This window comes from Kitasatospora sp. NPDC054939 (assembly GCF_053610105.1).
The window spans coordinates 26,746-43,040 of record NZ_JBSGXP010000065.1 but is presented as its reverse complement, the minus strand read 5'-3'; the positions used below and the strand labels follow the sequence as shown (position 1 = coordinate 43,040).

16 protein-coding genes are annotated in these 16,295 nt (G+C 72.8%); 7 read left to right on the top strand and 9 right to left on the bottom strand.

Features of this window, described 5'->3' with window-relative positions:
- Both ACWGB8_RS20030 and ACWGB8_RS20025 read right to left on the bottom strand, forming a co-directional pair.
- The coding region (locus ACWGB8_RS20030) for a hypothetical protein (RefSeq protein WP_452214856.1) at positions 1-372 on the bottom strand (372 nt) is incomplete at its 3' end.
- Between the two features lie 362 nt (positions 373-734).
- Entirely contained in the window at positions 735-1,532 is a 798-nt protein-coding gene (locus ACWGB8_RS20025; RefSeq protein WP_452214855.1) for an IclR family transcriptional regulator, read from the bottom strand.
- A 192-nt stretch (positions 1,533-1,724) separates the two neighbouring features.
- Here ACWGB8_RS20025 and aceB point away from each other — a divergent pair, with 192 nt between their 5' ends.
- Positions 1,725-3,374, top strand: a complete 1,650-nt coding sequence (gene aceB / locus ACWGB8_RS20020; RefSeq protein ID WP_452214854.1) for a malate synthase A — start codon at positions 1,725-1,727, stop codon at positions 3,372-3,374.
- 144 nt (positions 3,375-3,518) lie between these two features.
- The gene (locus tag ACWGB8_RS20015) at positions 3,519-3,905 is read left to right on the top strand and encodes an allophanate hydrolase-related protein (protein ID WP_452214853.1); all 387 of its coding nucleotides are present in this window, start codon (positions 3,519-3,521) and stop codon (positions 3,903-3,905) included.
- A 197-nt stretch (positions 3,906-4,102) separates the two neighbouring features.
- Here the strand turns inward: ACWGB8_RS20015 and ACWGB8_RS20010 are convergent, their stop codons facing one another.
- From ACWGB8_RS20010 to ACWGB8_RS19980, 7 genes are all read right to left on the bottom strand, one after another.
- Positions 4,103-5,488: an 8-oxoguanine deaminase gene (locus tag ACWGB8_RS20010; protein ID WP_452214852.1), complete on the bottom strand. Its 1,386-nt coding sequence runs from the start codon at positions 5,486-5,488 to the stop codon at positions 4,103-4,105.
- A 57-nt stretch (positions 5,489-5,545) separates the two neighbouring features.
- Entirely contained in the window at positions 5,546-7,006 is a 1,461-nt protein-coding gene (locus tag ACWGB8_RS20005) for a nucleobase:cation symporter-2 family protein (RefSeq protein ID WP_452214851.1), read from the bottom strand.
- 231 nt (positions 7,007-7,237) lie between these two features.
- Positions 7,238-8,158 carry a factor-independent urate hydroxylase gene (gene pucL / locus ACWGB8_RS20000; RefSeq protein ID WP_452214850.1) on the bottom strand — a complete coding sequence of 307 codons (921 nt, stop codon included), beginning with the start codon at positions 8,156-8,158 and terminating at the stop codon, positions 7,238-7,240.
- A 28-nt stretch (positions 8,159-8,186) separates the two neighbouring features.
- Positions 8,187-8,522, bottom strand: a complete 336-nt coding sequence (gene uraH / locus ACWGB8_RS19995) for a hydroxyisourate hydrolase (protein WP_452214849.1) — start codon at positions 8,520-8,522, stop codon at positions 8,187-8,189.
- Between the two features lie 86 nt (positions 8,523-8,608).
- Positions 8,609-9,115, bottom strand: a complete 507-nt coding sequence (uraD, locus tag ACWGB8_RS19990) for a 2-oxo-4-hydroxy-4-carboxy-5-ureidoimidazoline decarboxylase (RefSeq protein WP_452214848.1) — start codon at positions 9,113-9,115, stop codon at positions 8,609-8,611.
- Between the two features lie 204 nt (positions 9,116-9,319).
- Positions 9,320-9,712, bottom strand: coding sequence for a helix-turn-helix domain-containing protein (locus tag ACWGB8_RS19985; protein WP_452214847.1), 393 nt, complete (start codon positions 9,710-9,712; stop codon positions 9,320-9,322).
- Positions 9,709-9,954, bottom strand: coding sequence for a thiamine-binding protein (locus ACWGB8_RS19980; RefSeq protein WP_452214857.1), 246 nt, complete (start codon positions 9,952-9,954; stop codon positions 9,709-9,711). The genes ACWGB8_RS19985 and ACWGB8_RS19980 overlap by 4 nt, the downstream gene beginning before the upstream one ends.
- A gap of 224 nt (positions 9,955-10,178) precedes the next feature.
- Here ACWGB8_RS19980 and ACWGB8_RS19975 point away from each other — a divergent pair, with 224 nt between their 5' ends.
- From ACWGB8_RS19975 to alc, 5 genes are all read left to right on the top strand, one after another.
- Positions 10,179-11,024: a TIM barrel protein gene (locus tag ACWGB8_RS19975; protein ID WP_452214846.1), complete on the top strand. Its 846-nt coding sequence runs from the start codon at positions 10,179-10,181 to the stop codon at positions 11,022-11,024.
- An 88-nt stretch (positions 11,025-11,112) separates the two neighbouring features.
- Positions 11,113-12,000, top strand: a complete 888-nt coding sequence (locus tag ACWGB8_RS19970; protein WP_452214845.1) for a 2-hydroxy-3-oxopropionate reductase — start codon at positions 11,113-11,115, stop codon at positions 11,998-12,000.
- Positions 12,001-12,341: 341 nt separating this feature from the next.
- Positions 12,342-13,484: a glycerate kinase gene (locus ACWGB8_RS19965; protein WP_452214844.1), complete on the top strand. Its 1,143-nt coding sequence runs from the start codon at positions 12,342-12,344 to the stop codon at positions 13,482-13,484.
- Between the two features lie 120 nt (positions 13,485-13,604).
- Positions 13,605-14,984 carry an allantoinase AllB gene (allB, locus tag ACWGB8_RS19960; protein ID WP_452214843.1) on the top strand — a complete coding sequence of 460 codons (1,380 nt, stop codon included), beginning with the start codon at positions 13,605-13,607 and terminating at the stop codon, positions 14,982-14,984.
- Positions 14,981-16,246 carry an allantoicase gene (gene alc / locus ACWGB8_RS19955; protein WP_452214842.1) on the top strand — a complete coding sequence of 422 codons (1,266 nt, stop codon included), beginning with the start codon at positions 14,981-14,983 and terminating at the stop codon, positions 16,244-16,246. Before allB ends, alc begins: the two co-directional genes overlap by 4 nt.
- Positions 16,247-16,295 lie beyond the last annotated feature (49 nt).

Here is a 16,295-nt window from a genome sequence, read left to right as displayed (position 1 = left end):
ACCCGGCAGGCCGTGGCGGCCGCCGCCGACGTAGAACGGCACCTTGTTGTTCGCCTCGTTGCGGTCGTCCGCGCTGCGGATCGCGGCCCAGCCCTCGGCCGGCGCGACGCGGGCGCCGGCGCCGTCCGTCGGGCGGGCCGGGACCAGCGCCCTCGCCAGTCCTCCGGGGAACAGGCCCGCGTCGAAGGTGCAGCGCACCCGGTGGCCGTTCTGGAAGGGGTAGCAGTTCTTCGGGGCGAACGGCCCCTCCGCGGTCATCCCCTCCGGCAGGGTGACCACCAGGGTGACCGCCGAGGCGGTGCGTCGCGGGCCCCCGTTGGTGAGGACGACGTGCACCAGGGTGCGTCCGTCGGGGGTGGTGAGGGGGTCCACCCGGAGCACCCTCGGGTCAGACCCGGCCGGCGCCCTCACCTGCCCTGCCGCCACCGCAGGGGCGGCCGGCAGCAGTCCGGCGGCCAGCGCCGCCACCACCACTCCGGCCGACCGTGCCCTGCGGACCGAACCAACCCGGACCCTGCCCGGAAATCTTCGGGACATCACCGCTCACCTGCCCTGTGCTCAGCCGCCCCGCGCCGTCGCGGGACGCGTCCGGATCAGGGTGACCGAGCCCTCCCGGCGCGCCGCCGCAACCCGGCCCCGGGGCCGCTCGAAGGGGGGAAGTCCGCCCGCCACCGGCCCAACAGCGGATGCGCGGCGCCGCCGGCCGTGCCTGGGGCCGGGCCGGCGGGCCGTCCTCAGGGCGCCAGGACCTGCCCCAGGCGGCCGGCGATCCGGTGCATCACCGCCACCAGTGAGGAACTGCCGGCCTGCTCCTCCAGGGCCCGGATCCGGGCCTCGGGGCCGGACACCGAGAGCGCGGTCGGCGTCGGCGCCCCCGGGACGGCGAGGGCGATGCAGCGCACCCCGATCTCCTGCTCCTGGTCGTCCACCACGTAGCCGCGCTCGCGCGCCTCCGCCAGCTGGCGCAGCAGGTCCTCCGGGTCGGTGACGGTGTACGCGGTGTGCGCGGGCAGCGGGTCGGGTCCGAGCACGGCCCTGGCCTCCACCTCCGGCAGCTGCGCCAGCAGGGCCTTGCCGACCCCGGTGCAGTGCGGCTGCACCCGCCGGCCGACCTCGGTGAACATCCGCATCGAGCGCCGTGACTGCACCTGCCCGACGTACACCACCTCGCCGCCCTCCAGCACGGCCAGGTTCGCGGTCTCGCCGGTGGCCTCCATCAGTTCGGCCAGGTACGGGCGGGCCCAGCTGCCGAGCAGCCGGCCGGCCGTCTCGCCCAGCCGGATCAGCCGCGGGCCCAGGGTGTACCGGCGGGCGGTGTCCTGCCGCACATAGCCCTGCTGCACGAGGGTACGAACCAGTCGGTGGATGGTCGGCATGGGCAGCCCCGAGGAGGTGGACAGCTCGCTCAGCGTCGCCACCCCGCCCGAGTCGGCGAGGGCCTCCAGCAGCAGGAAGGCGCGTTCGACGGACTGCACGCCGCCGCTCGCGCGGTCGCTGCCTGTCGTCGGTGCTGGGTCGGGGCTCGGGACCACCGGCGTTCCCTTCGCTGTCGGGGGAGGAGTAGAGTCCCTGCGATCGCCTCAACAAACCGTTGAAATTCTGTATCGCGGAAACTAGTCTCCACCTTACAGAATCGAACCCTCCGATTGGAGAGGTTTCCGATCAGGGAGGCTCCCACCGGAACCCCCTTCGCCTGGCTCAACCGTCTTAGGAGTGTCCTGCCCATGGCTGCAGATCAGGGACCCGGCGCCTCCCCCGCCGCTCCGGTCGTCACTGTCGCCGGTCCGCGCGTCCAGCGTTCGGAGGAGGTGCTCACCCCGGAGGCGGTCGCGTTCGTGGTCGGCCTCCACCGCGCGTTCGAGGGCCGCCGGCAGGAGCTGCTCACCCGCAGGAAGACCCGCCGCGCCGAGATCGCCGAGACCGGCACCCTCGACTTCCTCCCCGGCACCGCAGACGTCCGCGCCGGCGACTGGAAGGTCGCCGAGGCCCCGCGCGCCCTCCGGGACCGCCGCGTCGAGATCACCGGCCCCACCGACCGCAAGATGGTCGTCAACGCCCTCAACTCCGGCGCCAGGGTCTGGCTCGCCGACTTCGAGGACGCCACCTCCCCGACCTGGGAGAACGTCGTCAGCGGCCAGGTCAACCTGATCGACGCCTTCGAGGGCCGGATCGACTTCACCAGCGCGCAGGGCAAGGCGTACACCCTCAGGCCCGCCGCCGAACTCGCCACCGTCGTCGTCCGCCCCCGCGGCTGGCACCTCGACGAGACCCACCTGCTGGTCGACGGCGTCCCGGTCGCCGGCGCCTTCCTCGACTTCGGGCTCTACTTCTTCCACAACGCCGCCCGGCTGCTCGCCCGCGGCGCCGAGGACCCCAACTCCGGGCCGTACTTCTACCTGCCGAAGACCGAGAGCCACCTGGAAGCCCGGCTCTGGAACGACGTCTTCACGCACGCCCAGGCCGCCCTCGGCATCCCGCACGGCACGATCCGGGCGACCGTGCTGATCGAGACCATCACCGCCGCGTTCGAGATGGAGGAGATCCTCTTCGAACTGCGCGACCACGCCGCCGGCCTCAACGCCGGCCGCTGGGACTACCTGTTCTCGATCGTCAAGAACTTCCGCGACGCCGGCGAGCACTACATCCTGCCCGACCGCAACAGCGTCACCATGGCCTCGCCGTTCATGGCCGCCTACACCCGCCTGCTGGTGCAGACCTGCCACCGGCGCGGCGCCCACGCCATCGGCGGCATGGCCGCCTTCATCCCCAGCCGGCGCGACCCCGAGGTCAACGCCGCCGCCCTGGAGAAGGTCAAGGCCGACAAGGACCGCGAGGCCGGCAACGGCTTCGACGGCTCCTGGGTCGCCCACCCCGACCTCGTCCCGGTCGCCCGGGCCTCCTTCGACGCCGTGCTCGGCGAGCGCACCGACCAGAAGGACAACCCCGGCCCGGCCGAGCCGGTCACCGCCGAGCAGCTGCTCGACATCGCCGGCGCCGGCGGCAGTTGCACCCGGGCCGGCCTGCACAACGCCGTCCAGGTCGGCGTCCGCTACATCGAGGCCTGGCTGCGCGGCCACGGCGCGGTCGGCATCTTCAACATGATGGAGGACGCCGCCACCGCCGAGATCTCCCGCTCGCAGATCTGGCAGTGGATCAACAACGGCGTGGTGCTCGCCGATACCGGCGAGAAGGCCACCGCCGATCTCGTGCGCCGCCTGGTGGCCGAGGAACTGGCCGAGCTCCGGGCCGAACTCGGCGACGAGGCCTACGCCGGCGGGCGCTGGCGCGAGGCCGCCAAGCTCTTCGAACAGGTCGCCCTGGCCGAGGACTTCGCGGACTTCCTGACCCTCCCCGCGCTGCCCCTGCTGGGCTGATCCCAATCTATCGGCGCACCGCCCCGGCGCCGCCTGCCGACCTGTAGCAGTCGGCGCGCCCCATTGCTCCGTTCCGTACGGCGACGATCTCCCACCTGTCCTCTCGTCGCCGTGCGGAACGGCTCTTCCCTCCCGGAGTCCCCCGTGGCACGCATCTTCTTCAACGGCCAGGCCATGGTCGGCGGTCCGTTCCACCCCTCGGTGGCCGACGCGCTCGTCGGGCCGGTCCGCACCGCCCCCGGCTACCGCTTCTTCTCGATCGGCGACGTCTGCCCCGGCCTGCTGCCCGACCCGTCCGTCGGCACCGCGATCGAGGGCGAGCTGTACGACATCACCCTGGAGCACCTGCGCGACGTCATCCTCCCCGGCGAGCCCGTCGAGCTCGAACTCGGCGTCATCACCCTGGAGGACGGCAGCCCCTGCCTCTCCATGCTGCTCGCCCGCGGCCAGCTCGAACGCGGCGTCCACCGCGAGATCACCGAGTACGGCGGCTGGCGCCCCTACCTCGCCACCCTCGGCCGCACCGCCTGACCCCGCACGCACCGCAGAAGGGCCCCCGCCAACCCGGCGGGGGCCCTTCTGCGTGACGTCCGCGACCCGCCCCCGGGCACGCCACAGCCCCGGACCCTCGCCGTGGGTCCGGGGCTGTGTTCCGCCGGCTGCCCGGAGGGGGCCGGCGGAGTCCGGGTGACGCACCGTCCCTGGGCGGCCCGGAGTTTCAGGGGGGATCAGACGGGGCGGGCCGCCAGGTCCTTGGCGGCGCGGGCGCATGCCTGCGCGATGCGGTCCTCGTTGACCGTGGTCAGCTGGCCCTTCTCGACGACGGCGTTGCCGTTGACGAACAGGGTGGCCAGCGGCGGCAGCGCGCCCAGGGTGAGCGCGGCGATCGGGTCGGCGATCGAGGAGTGCATGATCCCGTCGATCTTCCACAGCGCGAGGTCGGCGAGCTTGCCCACCTCGACGGAGCCGATCTCGTTCTGCCGGCCCAGCACCCGGGCGCCGCCCATGGTGCCCAGGCGCAGTGCCTGGCGGCCGGTGAGGGCGGTCGGGTAGCCGTGCAGGCGGTTGATGAGGAGGGCGTTGCGCAGCTCGGTGCCGAGCTCGCCGGACTCGTTGGAGGCGGTGCCGTCGACGCCGAGGCCGACCGGGACGCCGGCCTTGATCATGTCCGGGACGCGGGCGATGCCGGCCGCGAGGCGGGCGTTGGAGGACGGGCAGTGGGCGACGCCGGTGCCGGTCTCGGCGAACTTGGCGATGTCGGAGTCGTTCATGTGGACGCAGTGCGCCATCCACACGTCCTCGCCGAGCCAGCCGGTGGACTCGAAGTAGTCGGTCGGGCCCATGCCGAAGAGCTGCTTGCAGAACTCCTCCTCCTCGGCGGTCTCCGAGCCGTGGGTGTGCAGCCGTACGCCCTTGCGGCGGGCCAGCTCGGCGGACTGCTTGAGCAGCTCGGTGGAGACCGAGAACGGCGAGCAGGGGGCGATGGCGACGTGCAGCATCGAGCCGAAGGACGAGTCGTGCCACTTGTCGACGGCCGCCTCGGAGGCGATCAGGATGTCCTCGGTCTTCTCCACGGCGTGGTCCGGCGGCAGGCCGCCGTCCTTCTTGCTGCGGTCCATGGAGCCGCGCAGCGCGGTGAAGCGCAGGCCGAGCTCCTGGACGGCCTCGATGGAGGCGCCGAGGACGTCGCCGCCGTCCTTGGGGAAGACGTAGTGGTGATCGGAGGCGGTGGTGCAGCCTGACTTGAGCAGGGCGGCGGCGGAGCCCTGGGAGGCGGCGTGGACGAGCCTCTCGTCGATGCGGGCCCAGGTCGGGTAGAGGGCGACCAGCCAGTCGAAGAGGATGTTGTCCTGGGCGAGGCCGCGGGTGATCCACTGGTAGAAGTGGTGGTGGGTGTTGACCAGGCCCGGGGTGACGAGGTGCCCCTCGCCGTTGATGCGGCGCACCACGTTGTCCAGCCAGGCCGGAGCGGGGCCGTCGCCGACGGATTCGATCGTGTTGCCGAGGATCACGACGTGGCCGCGGGCGTACTCGGTGTCGTTGGCGTCGACCGTCGCGATGGCGACGTTCTCGATCACGATCCGCTGGTCGGCGGGCGGGGGCTGGACTGCCATGGGGAGCTCCTATGGGGGAGGGCCGGGCGGGCACGGTGTGCATGCCCGCCCGGTGGGTCAGGACGGTGTCGCCGTCGGCACCGTCGCGCCGGGCGCTTCGCCGGCGGGCCCGGAACGGGCGGTGCCGACGTGGTGGAAGAGCAGGTTGAGCAGGACGGCCATCACGGTGCCGGCCGAGATCCCGGAGTGCATCAGGGTGCGGACGGCCTCCGGGAAGGCGTCGTAGAAGGTCGGTACCGCGATGGGGACGATGCCGACTCCGAGCGAGACCGACACCAGGACGGTGTTGGAGGCGGACTCCATGCCGGCCTCCGCGAGGGTGCGGATGCCGCTGGCGGCGACCGTGCCGAAGAGCACGATCCCGGCGCCGCCGAGCACGGGCTGCGGGACGAGGGAGACCAGCGATCCGAGGACCGGGAAGAGCCCGAGCAGGATCAGGATGCCTCCGCCGGCCGCGACCACGAACCGGCTGCGGATCCGGGTCAGCGCCACCAGCCCGATGTTCTGGGCGAATGCGCTGGCCGCGAACCCGTTGAAGACCGGGCTGAGCGCGGTGGCCAGGCCGTCGGCCCGCAGGCCGGCGGCGAGCACCGGTTCGTCGGCCTCCCGGTCGACGATCTTCCCGAGCGCCAGCATGTCGGCGGTGGACTCGGTCATCGAGACCACCATGACGATGCAGAGCGAGGTGATCGCCGCGAGGTCGAAGATCGGGGCGCCGAAGTGGAACGGGGAGGGGAGCGCGAAGATACTCGCGTCCTGTACCGCCCCGAAGTCGGCCAGGCCCAGCGGGAAGGCGAGCAGGGTGCCGATCGCCAGGCCGACGAGCAGGGAGAGCTGCTGCCAGAAGCCGCGCAGCAGACGGTTGCAGAGCACCACCGCGGCGAGGGTGAGCGCGGCGAGGCCGATGGCCCGTACGGAGCCGAAGCCGGGTGCGGACGGCGAGCCGCCGCGCGCCCAGTTGACGGCCACCGGCAGCAGGGACACCCCGATGAGGGTGATCACGGTGCCCTGGACGACCGGTGGGAAGAACCGGATGAGCTTGCAGAAGTACGGTGCCGCGAGGAAGCACAGGAGCCCCGCGACGATCACCGCTCCGAAGATCACCGGGAGGGCGTCCTCGGGTCCGTGCTCCTTGGCTATCGCGATCATCGGCGCCACGCCCGCGAACGAGACGCCGTTCACGAACGGCAGTCGGGCGCCGATCCTCCAGATGCCGAGGGTCTGCAGGAGGGTGGCCAGTCCGGCGGTGAACAGGCTGGCCGAGATGAGCAGGGCGAGTTCGGCGGGGGTGAGGCCCACGCCGGCGCCGACGATGAGCGGGGGAGCGACGACTCCCGCGTACATCGCGGCGACGTGCTGCAGTCCGGTGGTGATGAGTTTCGCCGGGGGCAGCATCTCGTCCACGGGGTGGACTCCCGGCCCGGACGGGGTGTCGGGGAGGTTGGTTGACACGCCGTCCGGACCTGGAGGTCTTTCCGGGGTGGAACCGCCGTCTTTGCGGGTGTTGCGGAGTGCCATGTCGAGCCCCTCTTGTGCCCTGTGAGCTCTCGGCGCGCCCGCGGCGCTGGAGTGTGGCCTGGTGCACGGGTGGCCGAGGGCGGGACGGCGGTGCAAGGGTCCCTCGGCCGGCCTCTCCAACACCCCGGGCCGGCCGCTGTCGAGCGGGCACGGTCTCCGGTGGGTGGGGGATGGAGAAAGCGGTGGTGCGGGTGGTGCGGGCCGGCCGGGGGGTGCCCGGCGGCCGGTGGGTCAGGCGACCGGGATGACCGGTACGACGCCCTCGCGGTGCACGGTGCCCTCGATCAGGCCGTACATCCGGTCGGCGGCGTAGTAGACCTCGTTGTCGTTCTTGAGGCCGAACGGCTCCAGGTCGACCAGGAAGTGGTGCTTGTTGGGGAGCTCCAGGCGGACCTCGTCGACCTCGGCCCGGTTGTTGAGGACCCGGGTGCCCATCGCGTGCAGGGTCTGCTGCAGCGAGTAGGAGTAGGTCTCGGCGAACGCCTCCAGCAGGTGGCGGCGCACGTGCGTGTAGGAGCGGTTCCAGTTCGGCTGGGCCTCGCCGTCGCGCCCGCTGAAGCCGTACTTCCACCGGGCCGTCACCTGGGTGGCGAGGATCCGGTCGTACGCCTCCTGCAGGGTGGTGTACTTGTCCTTGATGTAGCCCCAGAACTCCGAGTTGGTGGAGTTCATCACGATGAGGTCCTTGAGGCCGGAGATGACCTGGACGGTCTCGCCGTCGTAGACGATCTCGGTGGTGCGGGTCTCCTGGCCGTTGCGGACGAAGGAGTGGCCGACCTCCTCGGAGCCGATGAAGCGGGCCGAGCTGTCCGGGGTCTTGATCCGGTCCCAGGCGTACTCCTCGATCCGGATCCGGGCGCGGCGCACGACGCCGCGCTCGGTGTCGTCGACGAAGTGCCGCGCCAGAGTGATGCCGAACGCCTCGGCCGACTCGATCCCGTACTCCTTGGCGAAGGCGTAGACCGTGTTCTTGGTGGTGTCGGTGGGGAGGCAGTTGGCGTTCGACCCGGTGAGGTGGACGTCGTCGAACTCGCCGGAGAGGGCGACCGAGACGTTCAGGTCCTTGATCTCGTGACGGGTCGAGTCACGGTAGATCCGGACGATGCGGTTCTCCGCCTTGCCGTACTGGTTCTGACCGAGCACGTGGGCCATGACATGGCTCCCAAATCAATCGAGCGGTCTAGCTTCCGCGGTAGACCGAGTATCCGAACGGGTTGAGCAGCAGCGGCACGTGGTAGTGGTGCTGCGCGGGCGCGACCGTGAAGACGATCGAGACCTCGGGGAAGAACGGCGCCTCGTCCGACGTCTGCGCGTAGTACGCGGCGGTGTCGAAGAGCAGCCGGACGACCGAGCCCGCCTCCACGGCCGGCAGGTCCTTGGCCCGGCCGTCGGAGTCCGTGGCGGAGGTGCCGAGCACCTTCCAGCCACCCTCGGTGTGCAGCGCGAGCTCGACCGGGACACCCTCGGCCGGGCGGCCGAGGCTGGTGTCGAGCACGTGGGTGGAGATGCCAGTCATGGGTGAAGTGACCTTACTGATGGCAGATGTGAGGGTGTGTCAGAAAGATCCGGTGGTGCGTTGCGGCGCCCGGGGCGCCGCGGACGTCACGACTGGTCGTCGAGCAGGCGGCCGAGCCGGATGTCGTTGATCTTGCGCAGCTCGCCCCGGACGATCTCCGCCTCGGTGGCGGCGTCGTTCGGGTAGCGCTCCCGGAGCGCGGCGAGCATGGTGTCCGCGGTGCGCCCGGTGGCGCAGATCAGGAACACGTGGCCGAACTTGGCCTCGTAGGCGCTGTTGGCCTCGTAGAGCTCGTCGAGGAGGGCGGTGTCGACCCCCCGGATGCCGGCCTGCTCGCGCTCGGAGGTGGCGTCGCCCGCCTTGGGCTTGCCGATCCGGGCGTGGCCGGCCATCGCGTCGTGCAGGTCGGAGGCCGTCAGCGAGTCCATGGCCGCCGCGTTGGCGGCGTGCAGGGACCCGGGGTCGGACCAGGGGCGGGACGCCGCGACGGCGGCGGCCCAGCGGGGGCTGGAGCAGACGTCCAGCAGGATCGCCTCCAGCTCGGCGGCGTCGGCCGTCGCCAGAGCGTCAAGGGCGTGGGGGTGGTTGGCCACGGGTGGACCTCCTGAAGAGTGGTGCCACCCGCACAAGCTAGATCGGCCACCACTGGCCGTCAACACTTTGTTGAACGGTTGGTGGTTACGTTTTGCGCCGCACCCCGCAGGGGCCGCATGTCGTGTGCGATCCGCCAAGTGTGCCGGAGGCGGCCGCTGCGACAGACTTGGCGAACCGGAGGGGATTGCTCCCCTTTGCGGGGCTCAGTCCTTCTTCGTCCCGTCCTGGCGGTTGAGGTAGTTGTACACGGTGAAGCGGCTCACGCCGAGCGCCGACGCGACCGTCTCCACCCCGTGGCGGACGGTGAAGGCGCCGCGCTCCTCCAGCAGGGCGACCACGCGCTGCTTCTCCCAGCGGTCCAGCTCGGCCAGCGGGCGGCCGTCGAACTGGCGGGTCATCTCCGCCAGTAGGCGGTCCAGGGCGCTGGAGAGGTGGGGCAGGCGGACGGCCAGTGCCGGTGCGCCCTCCCACTCCAGGACGACGTCCTCGGTGCGGGCCTCGCCCGGCGGGACGGGTGTCGCGCCGACCGCGTCCAGCAGCGGCTTTATCGCGGCCGCGAGCGGGTGCTCGATCTGCGGGTGCTCGTGCTCGGTCACGGTGCACCGCCCTCCTCGTCCAGCACGCTGACCTGGACGGAGATCCGGGTCGCGCCGGCCCCCAGGGTCTCGCGCAGCAGCTTGGACACGGCGGCGAGCACCTGCTCGGCCTCGCCCTCGGCGCCCGTGCCGAACGGGCCGACGGCGACCTCCAGGCCGGCCTCGTCGACCACCTTGCGGGCCGCGACCGCGTGCTCCGGGAACGTGTCCAGTTCGAACGGTTCTGTCGTGAACTCCACCATCAATCGCACCCGCTCACTGTAGCGAGCGGGGGTGGCGGGGGCGCCCGGGCGGTCGGGAGCTGGTCGATCGAACAGCGCGGAGCCCCGTCCGGGGGCGTCTCCGGGCAGCTTCAACAAATTGTTGCGGCGGCCTTGACACCCGCTCAGCCGGGCGGACATGCTTCCACCAAGCAGAATCCCTCTTCCGGATCGTGGAAGTTGAGGATGTAGGAAGAGAGTGAGAGGTGAGGAACGTGACTGCCGCTTCCGGGCACAGCTACACGGTCAACCTGTCGATCCTGTTCGGCGAGCTCCCGCTCCTGGAGCGCCCCGCCGCCGCGGCCGCCGCCGGCTTCACCGCCGCCGAGCTGTGGTGGCCCTTCGGCGAGGAGCACGACCCGTCCGAGGCCGAGCTGGACGCGCTCCGCAAGGCCTTCACCGACGCGGGCGTGCAGCTCACCGGCCTCAACTTCCTCGACGACCTGACCAAGGGCGCCCGCGGCACCGTCTCCGTCCCCGCCGAGCGGGAGCGGTTCCGGGCCAACGTCCCGGTCACCGCCGCACTCGCCGGCTCGCTCGGCACCAAGGCGCTCAACGCGCTCTACGGCAACCGGATCGAGGGCGTGGACCCGGCCGAGCAGGACGCGCTCGCGCTGGAGCACCTCGTGCTCGCCGCCCGGGCCGCCCACGGCATCGGCGCGGTCCTGCTGATCGAGACCCTCAACAAGGCGGAGTCCCCGGACTATGCGCTGGTGACCGCCGAGGCCGCGATCGAGGTCGTGGACAAGGTCAACGCCGCCACCGGCCTGGGCAACGCCAAGTTCCTCTGCGACCTCTACCACCTGGCGAAGAACGGCGAGGACCTGGCGGGCGTCATCGAGCGCCACGCCGACCGCATCGGCCACGTCCAGATCGCCGACAACCCGGGCCGCAACGAGCCCGGCACCGGCGACCTCGACTTCGAGGACCTCTTCGCCCGGCTCACCGCGGCCGGCTACACGGGCCGCATCGGCCTGGAGTACCGCCCGGCGAACGGCGTGAGCGCCGACAGCTTCGACTGGCTGCCGCGCGAGCTGCGCGCCGCGAAGTGAGCCGCGGCGGGATCCCCGCCGCACCGGCCGGCGGCCCGGCCGCCGAGCACGCCACCTCCCCACCCACACGTAACAAAGGAACGACGCGATGAGCCGCAAGATCGCCTTCATCGGCCTCGGCATCATGGGCAGCCCGATGGCCGCCAACCTGGTCAAGGCCGGCCACCACGTCACCGGCTTCAACCTCACCCAGCCGCAGATCGACGCACTGGTCGCCGCCGGCGGCCACGGTGCCGCCAGCATCGCGGACGCGGTGAAGGACGCCGAGGTCGTCATCACGATGGTCCCGGCCGACCCGCACGTCGAGCAGGTCATCCTCGGCGAGGGCGGTGTGCTGGAGAACGTCAAGGCCGGCACGCTCGTGATCGACATGTCCAGCATCACCCCGCAGACCTCGATCAAGGTCGAGGCCGCGGCCAAGGAGAAGGGCGTCCGCACCCTGGACGCCCCGGTCTCCGGCGGCGAGGCGGGCGCCGTCGAGGCGGTGCTGTCGATCATGGTCGGCGGTGCGGCCGAGGACTTCGCCGACGCGAAGCCGCTGTTCGACGCGCTCGGCACCACGGTCGTCCACGTCGGCCCGGCCGGCGCCGGCCAGACCGTCAAGGCCGCCAACCAGCTGATCGTCGCGGTGAACATCCAGGTCCTGGCCGAGGCCGTGGTCTTCCTGGAGAACGCCGGCGTCGACCTCGCCGCCGCGCTGGACGTCCTCGGCGGCGGCCTGGCCGGCTCGACGGTCCTCAACCGCAAGAAGGCGAACATGCTCAACCGCGAGTTCGCCCCCGGCTTCCGGATCGACCTGCACCACAAGGACATGGGCATCGTCACCGACGCCGCCCGCGCCGTGGGCGCGGCCCTCCCGGTCGGCGCCGTGGTGGCCCAGCTGGTGGCCTCCGCCCGCGCCAACGGCGACGGCTCCCTCGACCACTCGGCGCTGCTGCGCGGCGTCGAGCGCCTCTCGGGCCGCGAGGTCAAGTAACCCCGCGGTCGACAGACTCCTCCTGGTGGCGTGTACCTATCCGGTCGTGCCCGCGCCACCAGGAGGCCAGGCCCGGCCGGCAGGCGGGCTGGGGCTCATCCGCCCACTGCCGGCCGATCCAGACCGGTGACGCGCACCCCTGACGGGGGCACTTCGGTCGTGCCAGCTGCGTGTCGCCAGGCCCCCTCCCCGCCGAGGGGAGCCCCTCGTACGTCGGAAGCGGGACGAGGGGAACGGCGGGGAGGGGGCGCACCCCGCGCCGCGTCCGCCCGATCGGACGCCCGCTGGGCGCGCAAGCTAGTCAGTACCATCGCCAGACGCCCGGAAGTGAGGCCCACGCCATGCCCGCCACCCCCCGACAGGGCCATGTGGTCGTAGCTCCCGACAAGTTCAAGGGCACCCTGGAGGGCGCCGAGGTCGCCGCGCGGATCGCGGCCGGCATCCGCCGCGCCGCGCCCGGCGCCGAGGTGCGCGAACTGCCCGTCGCCGACGGCGGCGAGGGCACCCTGGCCGCCGCGCTGGCGGCCGGCTTCACCCGGGTCCCGGCGAAGGTGGCCGGTCCGACCGGCCTGCCGGTGGACGCGGCGCTCGCCGTACGGGGCGACACCGCCGTGGTCGAACTGGCGCAGTCCTCCGGCCTGGCCCGGCTCCCCGGCGGGCGCACCGCGCCGCTGGCGGCCGGCTCGTACGGGGTCGGCCAGCTGATCGGGCGGGCCGTGGCGCTCGGCGCCAAGCGGATCGTGCTCGGCCTCGGCGGCAGCGCCTGCACCGACGGCGGCGCGGGCATGGTCCAGGCGCTCGGCGTGGGCCTGCTCGACGGGGAGGGCAACGAGCTCGCCCCCGGCGGTGCCGCGCTGCGCAGGCTGGAGCGGCTGGACCTCGGCGCCCTGGCCGACGGCCTGACCGGCGTGGAGATCGTGGTCGCCTGCGACGTCGACAACCCGCTGCTCGGCCCGCGCGGCGCGACCGCCGTCTACGGCCCGCAGAAGGGCGCCGACGGCGACGACCTGGTGATCCTGGAGGAGGGCCTGACCCGCTTCGCCGACACCGTCGGCGCGGTGATCGGACGGGACCTGCGCAACGCCCCCGGCGCCGGGGCCGCAGGCGGGGTCGGCTTCGCCGCCCTCGCGCTGCTGGGCGCCACCATGCGACCCGGCATCGAGTTGATGCTCGAACTGCTGGGTTTCGACGAGGCCGTGCGTGGGGCACGCCTCGTCGTGACCGGCGAGGGCTGCCTGGACGCGCAGACGCTCCACGGCAAGGCCCCCGCCGGCGTTGCCGCGGCGGCCACCCGGGCGGGGGTTCGGGTGGCCGCTGTGGCAGGACGGCTGGAGCTCTCGGAGCGGGAGTGGCGGGAGGCAGGCTTCGCGGCCGCGTACGCGCTCACCGACCTCGCGGAGAAGCCCGGCGACAGCCTGACCAGGGCGGGTGAGCTCGCCGAGGTCGCGGGGGAGCGGCTGGCCCGCGACCTGCTGGGCCGCTGAGCGCCCGGCTCCGGGCGACCCCTCGTACTTTCCTACATTGACGTTTTGTTGAAGGCAGTCCTAGGCTCCGGGCATTCCTTCGGCACACCCCACTCGTACCAAGGTTTTCGGAGGTCTCCCATGCCCATCGGCGAGACGGCGGTCATCCGCTCCCGTCGGGTCGTCCTTCCGGACGGCGAGCGCCCGGCCGACGTCCTGATCCGGGACGGGAGGATCGAGCAGATCGCCGAGCACGGCTCGCTGCTCGTCGGCGACCGCCGCAACAACGTGGGCGGTCTGACCGACCTCGGCGACACCGCCCTGCTGCCCGGTCTGGTCGACACCCACGTGCACGTCAACGAGCCCGGCCGCACCGAGTGGGAGGGCTTCGCCACCGCCACCCGGGCCGCCGCGGCCGGCGGCGTCACCACGATCATCGACATGCCGCTCAACTCCGTCCCGCCCACCACCACGGTGGACGGCCTGGCGGCCAAGCGGAAGACCGCCGAGGGCCAGGCCTGGGTCGACCTCGGCTTCTGGGGCGGCGCCATCCCCGGCAACACCGGCGACCTCGAACCCCTGCACCGCCAGGGCGTGTTCGGCTTCAAGTCGTTCCTCGCGCCGTCCGGCGTCGACGAGTTCCCGCACGTCGAGCAGGCGGACCTGGAGGCCGCGCTCGCCGAGCAGGCCCGGATCGGCGCGCTGGCCATCATCCACGCCGAGGACCCGGCGGTGCTCGACGCCGCGCCCCAGCAGCCCGGCGTGCACTACCGCGACTTCCTGGCCTCCCGGCCCGCCGACGCGGAGACCGCGGCGGTCGCCCGGCTGCTGGACACCGCCCGGCGCACCGGCGCCCGGGTGCACATCCTGCACGTCTCCTCGGCCGCGGTGCTGCCGCTGCTGCGCCAGGCCCGCGCCGACGGCGTCCGGGTCACCGCCGAGACCTGCCCGCACTACCTGACCCTGGCCGCCGAGCAGGTGCCGGACGGCGACACCGCCTTCAAGTGCTGTCCGCCGATCCGCGACGAGTCCAACCGCGACGCGCTCTGGCAGGCGCTGGCGGACGGCGAGTTCGTCGCCGTGGTGTCCGACCACTCGCCGTCCACGCCGGACCTCAAGCTGCTGCCCGAGTTCGGCGGCAGCGGGGACTTCGCCGCGGCCTGGGGCGGCATCGCCTCCCTCCAGCTGGGCCTGCCGGCCGTCTGGACCGAGGCCCGCCGCCGCGGCCACACGCTGTCCGACGTGGTCCGCTGGATGTCGAGCGGCCCGGCCTCGCTGGTCGGCCTGGACGGCACCAAGGGCGCCATCGCCGTCGGCCACGACGCCGACCTGGTCGCCTTCGACCCCGACGGCGCGTTCGCGGTCCGCCCGGCCGAGCTGCACCACCGCAACCCCGTCACCCCGTACGCCGGACGCACGCTGACCGGCGCCGTGCGCACCACCTGGCTCCGCGGCCGGGTCGTCGACACCGCCGCCGAGCCGTTCGGCCGTCAGATCACCCGCCCCCAGGAGTCGCAGTGAGTACCGTCAACAGCCCCAGCGCTCCCTTCACCGAGCTGGTCAACCTGGCCTCCCGGCTGCTCGGCGCCGGTGTCGTCGCGACCAACGAGGACACCTTCGCCGACGCCGAGAACCTGCTCGTCGCCAAGCCGGCCGAGTTCCGCCCGCACACCTTCGGGCACAAGGGCCAGATCATGGACGGCTGGGAGTCCAAGCGCCGCCGGGGCGTCAGCGCCGAGCAGCCGCACCCCACCGACGACGACCACGACTGGACGATCGTCCGGCTCGGCGTGGCGGGGGCCGTCCGGGGCCTGATCATCGACACCGCGCACTTCACCGGCAACTACCCGGAGAGCGCCTCGGTCGAGGCCGCCGCCGTGGCCGGCCACCCCTCTCCGGAGGAGCTGCAGGCCGCCGCGTGGGTCGAGATCCTCCCGCGCACCCCGCTCCGCGGCGACACCGCCCACGAGTTCGCGATCGACGACGACACCCGCTACACCCACGTCCGGCTGAACATCTTCCCGGACGGCGGCGTGGCGCGGCTGCGGGTGCACGGCGAGGTGCTGCCCGACCCGCGCGAGCTGGACGGCCTCACCTTCGACCTGGCCGCGCAGGAGTACGGCGGGGTCGCCGAGGCCGCCTCGGACCGCTACTTCTCCTCCCCGCACAACCTGAACGCTCCCGGTCGCGCCTCCGTCATGGGCGAGGGCTGGGAGACCCGGCGTCGGCGCGACAAGGCCAACGACTGGGTGCAGATAGCCCTGGCCGGGGGCGGCGAGGTCCTGGCCGCCGAGGTGGACACCACCCACTTCGTCGCCAACGCCCCCGGCTGGGCCGCTCTGGTCGGCTACGACGCGTCCGGCGGGGGCGACCCGGCCCAGGACGCCGACGGCTGGTTCGAGATCCTGCCCCGCACCCGCCTCCAGCCCGACACCCGCCACCGCTTCCGCCTCGACGTGGGCCGCCCGGTCACCCACGTGCGGATCGACGTCTACCCGGACGGCGGCCTCGCCCGGCTGCGGCTCACCGGCCGCCTGACCGAGGCCGGCCGCGCCGCCCTCGCCCTGCGCTGGTTCAACGCGGTACCCGCCGCGCAGGCCGCCGCCGCGCTCGCCGAGGCCGGACTCACCACCGACGAGGCCGCGGCCCTGGCCGCCGCCCGCCCGCTCGCGGACACCGCCGCGACCACCGCCGCGGTCGCCGCCCTGCAGCCCGCCGACGGCCCCGACGGCGAGCACTCCTCCCGCCGCCGCTCGGCGATCTGGCGCCTGCTCGGCATCTGACGCGCCGCCGGACCCCCTCCACGCACCGCCTTTCCCATCCCTGAAGGAC